Source organism: Microcystis sp. M_QC_C_20170808_M9Col, from assembly GCF_007095495.1.
GTDB classification, from domain to species: domain Bacteria; phylum Cyanobacteriota; class Cyanobacteriia; order Cyanobacteriales; family Microcystaceae; genus Microcystis; species Microcystis aeruginosa.
The window spans coordinates 1-6,838 of sequence record NZ_SFBZ01000066.1; the positions used below are offsets into that span (position 1 = coordinate 1).

General features: G+C 46.9%; 7 protein-coding genes and 2 pseudogenes. 3 read left to right on the plus strand and 6 right to left on the minus strand.

Annotated elements, in window-relative coordinates:
- A pseudogene (locus tag EWV68_RS04330) lies at window positions 1-198 on the plus strand (Uma2 family endonuclease); the annotation flags it as partial.
- A 6-nt stretch (window positions 199-204) separates the two neighbouring features.
- Here the strand turns inward: EWV68_RS04330 and rpsF are convergent.
- Window positions 205-594, minus strand: coding sequence for a 30S ribosomal protein S6 (gene rpsF / locus EWV68_RS04335; protein WP_002769143.1), 390 nt, complete (start codon window positions 592-594; stop codon window positions 205-207).
- 145 nt (window positions 595-739) lie between these two features.
- Between rpsF and EWV68_RS04340 the strand changes: the two genes are divergently transcribed.
- Window positions 740-1,522 carry a fumarylacetoacetate hydrolase family protein gene (locus EWV68_RS04340; RefSeq protein WP_012264600.1) on the plus strand — a complete coding sequence of 261 codons (783 nt, stop codon included), beginning with the start codon at window positions 740-742 and terminating at the stop codon, window positions 1,520-1,522.
- Here EWV68_RS04340 and tpiA read toward each other — a convergent pair.
- Window positions 1,519-2,244, minus strand: coding sequence for a triose-phosphate isomerase (gene tpiA / locus EWV68_RS04345; RefSeq protein ID WP_002760957.1), 726 nt, complete (start codon window positions 2,242-2,244; stop codon window positions 1,519-1,521). The genes EWV68_RS04340 and tpiA overlap by 4 nt on opposite strands.
- A 377-nt stretch (window positions 2,245-2,621) precedes the next feature.
- On the opposite strand from tpiA, the gene EWV68_RS04350 reads away from it, so the two are divergent.
- Window positions 2,622-3,386: a metallophosphoesterase family protein gene (locus EWV68_RS04350; protein ID WP_061432664.1), complete on the plus strand. Its 765-nt coding sequence runs from the start codon at window positions 2,622-2,624 to the stop codon at window positions 3,384-3,386.
- Here EWV68_RS04350 and EWV68_RS04355 read toward each other — a convergent pair.
- From EWV68_RS04355 to EWV68_RS21810, 4 genes and pseudogenes are all read right to left on the minus strand, one after another.
- On the minus strand, window positions 3,305-4,552 hold the full coding sequence (locus EWV68_RS04355) for a site-2 protease family protein (RefSeq protein WP_287168940.1): 1,248 nt from the start codon (window positions 4,550-4,552) through the stop codon (window positions 3,305-3,307). The two genes, EWV68_RS04350 and EWV68_RS04355, sit on opposite strands and share 82 nt — an antisense overlap.
- 190 nt (window positions 4,553-4,742) lie before the next feature.
- Window positions 4,743-5,369, minus strand: a complete 627-nt coding sequence (locus EWV68_RS04360; protein ID WP_061432662.1) for a double zinc ribbon and FHA domain-containing protein — start codon at window positions 5,367-5,369, stop codon at window positions 4,743-4,745.
- A 163-nt stretch (window positions 5,370-5,532) separates the two neighbouring features.
- A complete protein-coding gene (gene pgl, locus EWV68_RS04365; RefSeq protein ID WP_002801967.1) occupies window positions 5,533-6,255 on the minus strand; it encodes a 6-phosphogluconolactonase in 723 nt (240 codons plus the stop codon).
- Window positions 6,256-6,389: 134 nt separating this feature from the next.
- A pseudogene (locus tag EWV68_RS21810) lies at window positions 6,390-6,714 on the minus strand (IS1634 family transposase); the annotation flags it as partial.
- Between the last annotated feature and the right edge of the window lie 124 nt (window positions 6,715-6,838).

The following is a 6,838-nucleotide window of genomic DNA, read 5'->3' on the forward strand; positions in this document are numbered from 1 at the left end:
CCAATCCTAGGGATTCGGTTTGAGATGTTTGAAGAGGGTTTAGAGGTCTTTTATCCCGATGGGGAACGATTTAAAGACCCTGAAACCCTCTTTGAGGAACGCAACCAAGCACAACAAGAACGTGACCAAGCACAACAAGAACGCGATCGCGCTTTTGCCCGATTACGGGAATTGGGCATTGACCCGACACAGTTGTGACTATAATTAATCTTCAGCGGAGATACCGTCATCTTCCACCACCGCTTCGGTGATAGGAGAGGGGGGAATTTCCGTTAAGGGAGATAAATCGGCAGGGGGGGCCACCACGCGATCGAGTTTTAGGGTTAAATAACGAATAACCTCATCACTTAAACGCATGGCCCGTTCCATGGGGGCGACTTGTTTGCCGCTGGCCTGATAATTCATCTGCACATAGACACCATCATTGAGTTTTTTGATGGGATAGGCCAGACGTTTTTTACCCCACACCTTAACTTGAATGTCTGTGGCGCTGTGTTCGCTAATCAGAGTCCGATAACGTTCCACTTGTTGCTGAACGACTTCTTCCCCTAAATCGGGACGGAGAATGTAAAGAGTTTCGTAGTTATTGCTCATCTCAGAATCCTTATGGACTAGAAGGCTTCTTTGTCAAGGCCAGGAGTTAATTGATTTTCATAACTCTCTAGCTTTTAATAAAGAAGCAAGGATATATGATCATACTACTATCCGAGAGTCGATCGCTAGTCATTCCCAGAAAAATATGGCGCAACGCTATGTACGAGTGAAACATCGTCAAGGACAAATCTTCTACGGACTGTTACAGCTAAACCGTAGCGTTGCCGTCTTTGATGCCCCTCCCTGGCAAGGAGGGCAACTAACCAAACTAGAATTAGAACCTGATAGCTACCAACTATTAGCCCCCTGTTTCCCGTCGAAAATTATTGCCGTGGGCAAAAATTACCGCGCCCACGCCGCCGAGATGGGAACACCTGTACCGGAAGAACCGCTTTTATTTCTCAAGCCACCGACGACAATTATCGCCGATGGTGAAACGATTTTTTATCCGCCCCAATCGGAAAGAGTGGATTATGAGGGAGAATTAGCATTAATTATCGGAGAAACCGCCAAAAACTGCACCACAGCCCAGGCCAGAAGTAAAATCTGGGGTTATACCATTGCTAACGATGTCACCGCTAGGGATTTACAGAAAAAAGATAGCCAATGGACGCGGGCGAAAGGATTTGACAGTTTTTGTCCCCTCGGCCCCTGGATTGTCCGGGAATTGAGTATCGGGGCGCAATTAACCACTTTTCTCAATGATGGCAGCGAACCCAAACAAAGCAGTTATCTCAGTGATATGGTCTTTCCCCCCGATGTCTTGGTGGCTTATATCTCCCAAGTGATGACCCTGCTGCCGGGGGATGTGATTTTAACGGGAACTCCCGAAGGAATCGGACCGCTGCAGGTGGGGGATAAGGTTCGGGTGGAAATAGAAGGCATCGGGGTTTTGGAAAATAGCGTCATGGCAGCAGAAATCGATTAACGATAATTAACAATCCTAGCGAATACGGCGGGGTCTAGACTCGCCCCACCGACTAAAGCCCCGTTTATCTGCGATTGAGCCATAATTTCATCGATATTATCGGGTTTTACCGAACCACCGTACTGAATGGTTACTTCGGGATTATCTAATTGTTGCCGAATCAAACCGATAACGCGGTTAGCTTCCTCGCTTTCGCAGGTTTCTCCCGTGCCAATCGCCCAGATGGGTTCGTAGGCGATAACGAGGTTTTTTTGGTCAACATTGACTAAACCCCCTTGAATTTGCTTGATAATTACCTTTTCCGTTTCTCCAGCATCTCTTTGGGCTTTACTTTCTCCCACACAGATAATCGGGATTAAACCTTGTTTTTGGGCAGATATAACCCTTAAATTGACGGTTTCATCGGTTTCGCCGAAATATTGCCGGCGTTCACTGTGACCGATAACCACATAGTGAACCCCAATTTCGGTTAACATATCCGCCGAGATTTCGCCCGTATAAGCCCCCGATTTTTCCCAGTGGACATTTTGCGCCCCCAAGCGAATACGACCGCCGTGGAGGGTTTTAGAGAGGACAGCTAAAGCTGTGAAGGGCGCGCAAAGAACCACTTCTCGGTCGTCGGGGGTTTCATCTAGATGGGATTTAAAATCTTGCAAAAACTCCAAAGCTTCTCTCTGGGTTTTGTGCATTTTCCAGTTACCTGCAATAACAACTTTCGGCACAGCTTAATTAATTTAGTAGATTTGATAATTTATGGTACATTTTACTGTAAGCCTTTTTGTTACCCTAAGCAAGATCACCGATAATCGCTGTTTGTCGTGAACAGATTTCTTTAATACTTTTACCTCTACCTAGGGTTTGCTGAATAAATCTAAAAACTTTGTTTGATAAGGCTTTTAGACTTTTTTGACCTCAAAAAGTGCCTACCATTGGAGGGATCGGGGGTAAAATTCCTGGACTTTTTCCCTGAAAATTAGGTAACTGACCACCTCAAAATCGGTAAAACCCTACACCCTACACCCCACACCCCACACCCTGCCCCCACGAAAAACTTTTTGCCGCAAACCCTACCTATGCCCTAATCCCCTACCAAATCCTCATGCGAACCTTAGCGATCGGCGATATTCATGGTTGCTCGAAAGCTCTAGATCACTTACTAGAGATCGTCAACCCCAAACCGCAAGATACTTTAATCACCCTCGGTGATTACGTTAATAAGGGCAGAGACTCGAAAGGGGTGATCGATCGCCTGATTTCCCTACATAAACAGGGAAATTTGATTCCCCTCAAGGGTAATCACGAGATTATCATGCTGCAAGCCCGTAATAACCCCCTCAAACAGCGTCTCTGGTTAGAAAAAGGCGGTAAAGCTACTCTAAAATCCTATAGCGAAGGCCACCTGATTAAAATTCCCGAATCCCACTGGGATTTTTTAGGAAAAGTCTGTATAAATAGCTACGAAACTGCAAATCATTTATTTGTTCACGCTAGTCTCGATCCCCATCTACCCCTAGCCAGACAACCAGAATACAAACTCTTTTGGGAGAAATTTCAATATCCCGCCGCCCATAGTTCAGGAAAAACCATGATTTGCGGTCATACCAGCCAAAAAAGCGGTAAACCGGTTAATCTCGGCCATGCCATTTGTATTGATACTTGGGCCTACGGCCAAGGCTGGTTAAGTTGTTTAGATGTGGAAACGGGGAAATTGTGGCAGGTTAACCAGCGAGGAAATTTTCGGATTAGCCAGATTCAAGATTATTATCGTCCATCCTCTCTACGTCAGGACATTAAGGACGGTTCGCCGATTTTTGGCGGTTCACTCTTGTCGAGAGCGGCAGCAATAACATTTAAGGGCAAATAACTGGGGTAAACTCCCTCGCGAGCGCGTTCAATATCCGTTTCCTCTAGGGGAAGTTGGTATTTAACCGCAATTGCCTTGAGGATATCGCCGCGATCGATCACTCCCGCTAAGGCGGAGGCTGGTGTTAACACCGTGATCATCGGGTCCTGGATGGTTTCCAATTTTTGCACCACTGTCACTAAGGGGGTTTTTTCCTCAACACTGGGAATTTCCGTGAGGGGATGGGCAATATCAAGCAGTTGTTTTTCTGACCAGAAACTCCGCTCGATCGCCTGTAAATCTTCCACCCGAATTAATCCCCGATAACGTCCCTCGGAAGCGGCAAAATAAGCAGTATTGGCAGCCGCTCGGTCTAAAACGTATTCTTGGGCGAATTCCTGTAGGGTTTGATGGGCGTTTAAAACCCGCAAATCTCTGCTCATCACCTCTCCCGCTGTGAAATTGAGGAGACTTTCCTGTAAATTAGTCAAATTATCGTAGGCGCGGGCATTTCTGAGGATAAACCAGCCCATTAATCCTAACCAAGCACCCCCCACATCTGCCGTCAAGAGAACCAAGAAAATCCCCAAAATAATCCCTAACCAACCGATGAATTGACCACTGATCGCAGCCCAATGTAAACCCTTCCAGCGATCGCCAGTCGCTTGCCAGACCATTGCTTTGAAAATTTGACCCCCATCGAGGGGTAAACCGGGGATAAGATTAAATAGAGCCAAAAACAGGTTAATTATCGCTAAATGTCCGCATATATAAGTTAAATTGGCGTTTAAATAGGGTAAGTGACTGGCTAGGGATAAGAGACAAAACAGGAGAAAACTAACGGCGGGTCCAGCGATCGCTACTTGCAGGGCCTCTGGAGGAGTCCGAGATTCTCGATCGATCGAGGCCATACCTCCAAAGAGAAACAGGGTAATGGAATTGACCTGGATGCCTTGGCAACGAGCCATTAAACTATGACCTAATTCGTGGAGTAAAACCGAGATAAACAGCAATAAAGCCATGATTAAACCAAGTAACCACGCTAAAACAGAACTCTGGGCCGCCAGAGACTGAATTTCTGCATCAGTGGCATTGATCAAGGTGACAAAAGCCAGAATCAAAAACCACGAGGAATCAATATAGAGAGGAATGCCCAATAAAGAGCCGATTCGCCAATTTGTACGCATAATTTTCAGTGGGGGAAGTGGGGAAGTGGGGGAATGGGGAAGTGGGGAAGTGGGGAAGTGGGGAAGTGGGGAAATAGGGGAATAGGGGAATGGGGAAGTGGGGGAATTCAACTAAAACCCGAAAACCCGAAAACCCTAAAACCCCAAAACCCGAAAACCCTAACCCCTAACACCTAACACCTGTCCCCTTTTAGGACATTTGGAAAATAAAAGTCATTTTGTCCCCTTTACCGAGGGAAATGCGATCGCCTGCCCGGAGACGATGACGATTGCCGGGGGGTAGGGGAGTGTGATTAACGTAGGTTCCGTTAGCGCTGCCGCTGTCTTCGAGGTAATAGATGCCCGCTTCGACGCGGATATCGGCATGAACCCGGGAGACGATATCAGAATCGGGAAAACCGGAAACATCGATATCGGGGGGAATGCGATCATTAGGTTTGCCGATATGAATTACCGATAGATGTAGGGGTAATTCAATTTTGCTATCGGTTTGCAGGTGCTGCAAACTAGCTATTTCCGTCTGTAAGCGGGTGGCAGCCCGAACCGGTGGAGGAGCAACAGGAGGAGGTGCGATCGAGGCGACGGTGGGTGTAGGGACTGGTGGGACGGGTTCAGGTTCCGATTCGGGTTGGGCCGCCACCATGGGAACGGAATTAGGCTGTAAATTGTAGCCACACTGACCGCAAAAGGTGGCATCAGTTTGGATGGTTGCCCCACAATTAGGACAGGAAGACATCCGCGGCAAGGGAGTGTAACAGGCCTCGCATTGACTGGCCTCATCGGGGTTAGTATGTTCGCAATTAGGACAAACGATCATTTTTAAGGAAAAAGTAAAAAGTAAAAAGTAAAAAAGCAGATTAGGGGTTGGGTGTTAGGGTGTTAGGGTGTTAGGGTGTTAGGGTGTTGGGGTGTTGGGGTTTTAGTTGAATTCCCCCATTTCCCTATTCCCCCATTTCCCTATTCCCCCATTTCCCTATTCTCTAGACAAAAGAGGAACCAGCGGCCGCATCGAGCAACCAATATAATTCCCCGGCCGGGGGGTGGATGAGACGGGAAGGATAGGAGAAAGAGTCACCATAGGCAGAGAAAATCTCATGTAGAGCGGGGCGTTTACTTTCGCCGGCAGCGATAAAGATCACACAACGGGCCTGATTGATCAGGGGAACGGTAAAAGTTAAGCGGGGATTGCCGTCTTTCTCGCCGACGGTGATACAGCGATCGCTCACCGTTAGAGCTGCCGTGTGGGGAAAGAGAGAGGCGGTGTGACCATCATCGCCCATTCCCAATAAAATCAGGTCAAAAACGGGAAAATCGGGAGAATTGACCCCAAACCATTGGCGGAGATGATCATCGTATTTTTGGGCGGCCAGCTGGGGATCGGGGTCATCTGTGGGCATAGGATGAATATTAGCGGCCGGGATCGGTATGCGATCGAGCCATGCTAACCGGGCCATGCGTTGATTACTGTCAGGATGATCGGGACTAACGTAGCGCTCATCTCCCCAGAAAACGTGAATTTTTGACCAGTCGAGGGGTTGAGAGGATAAAGCCTCGTAGAGAGGTTTCGGGGTACTACCGCCGGACAGAGCGATGGTAAAATAGTCTTGTTGGTCGAGGCTGGTTGTGATTTTTTCCAGAACCAGCGCCAGAGATTTTGCGATCAGAGCTTGTTTATCAGCTAAAACTTCCACCAATTTCTGCATGGGTTTTGTTATCAACTCAGGGGGCTGTCTTTACTATAGGCTAACTATTCAGGACTCATCTGACTGGACTTCCCCGTTGACCAAAGGCCATAACCTGTGCTTTAGGAGGGATTAAGAGAATTTCCGCTAGCCCTTTACTGGGTACAAATCAGGGAAACCCCTAATAAATCTAACGCATGATTGTTGCAGTTCAGTCGGTCGAGTTATCTTAGAAAAACGATAACTTCTCTCTCTAATCGTACATTCTACTGTATTCAAGCAAATTGTCCCCAGGTCCTCCAACAAAGTCCGAAAACTATGCACAGGAAAGTTCTCTTGATTCCGTTTTTTTCTCTCTTTAGATTGCACCGATTCACTGCGATTCGCTTTAATCACATTCAGGGAACTATCATCAATTTCTTCATCCTCAAATAATAAAGGAGCTAAAGATTGTCTTAAATGCCATTCCACATAATAACTGAACTTTCCCCATACATATATACCATAACAGCCGAAAACCCTTATCCATCAATGGATACACCCCCTTAACTTTTCTTAATGTACCCATGTAATTTGTAACATTTCTTAATGGACAAGAATTCTC

Excerpts from the sequence above, each read along its gene's own strand:
- EWV68_RS04360 (WP_061432662.1), bottom strand. The coding sequence starts at position 5,369 with ATGATCGTTTGTCCTAATTGCGAACATACTAACCCCGATGAGGCCAGT.
- rpsF (WP_002769143.1), bottom strand. The coding sequence starts at position 594 with ATGAGCAATAACTACGAAACTCTTTACATTCTCCGTCCCGATTTAGGG.
- EWV68_RS04350 (WP_061432664.1), top strand. The coding sequence starts at position 2,622 with ATGCGAACCTTAGCGATCGGCGATATTCATGGTTGCTCGAAAGCTCTA.
- pgl (WP_002801967.1), bottom strand. The coding sequence starts at position 6,255 with ATGCAGAAATTGGTGGAAGTTTTAGCTGATAAACAAGCTCTGATCGCA.
- EWV68_RS04340 (WP_012264600.1), top strand. The coding sequence starts at position 740 with ATGGCGCAACGCTATGTACGAGTGAAACATCGTCAAGGACAAATCTTC.
- EWV68_RS04355 (WP_287168940.1), bottom strand. The coding sequence starts at position 4,552 with ATGCGTACAAATTGGCGAATCGGCTCTTTATTGGGCATTCCTCTCTAT.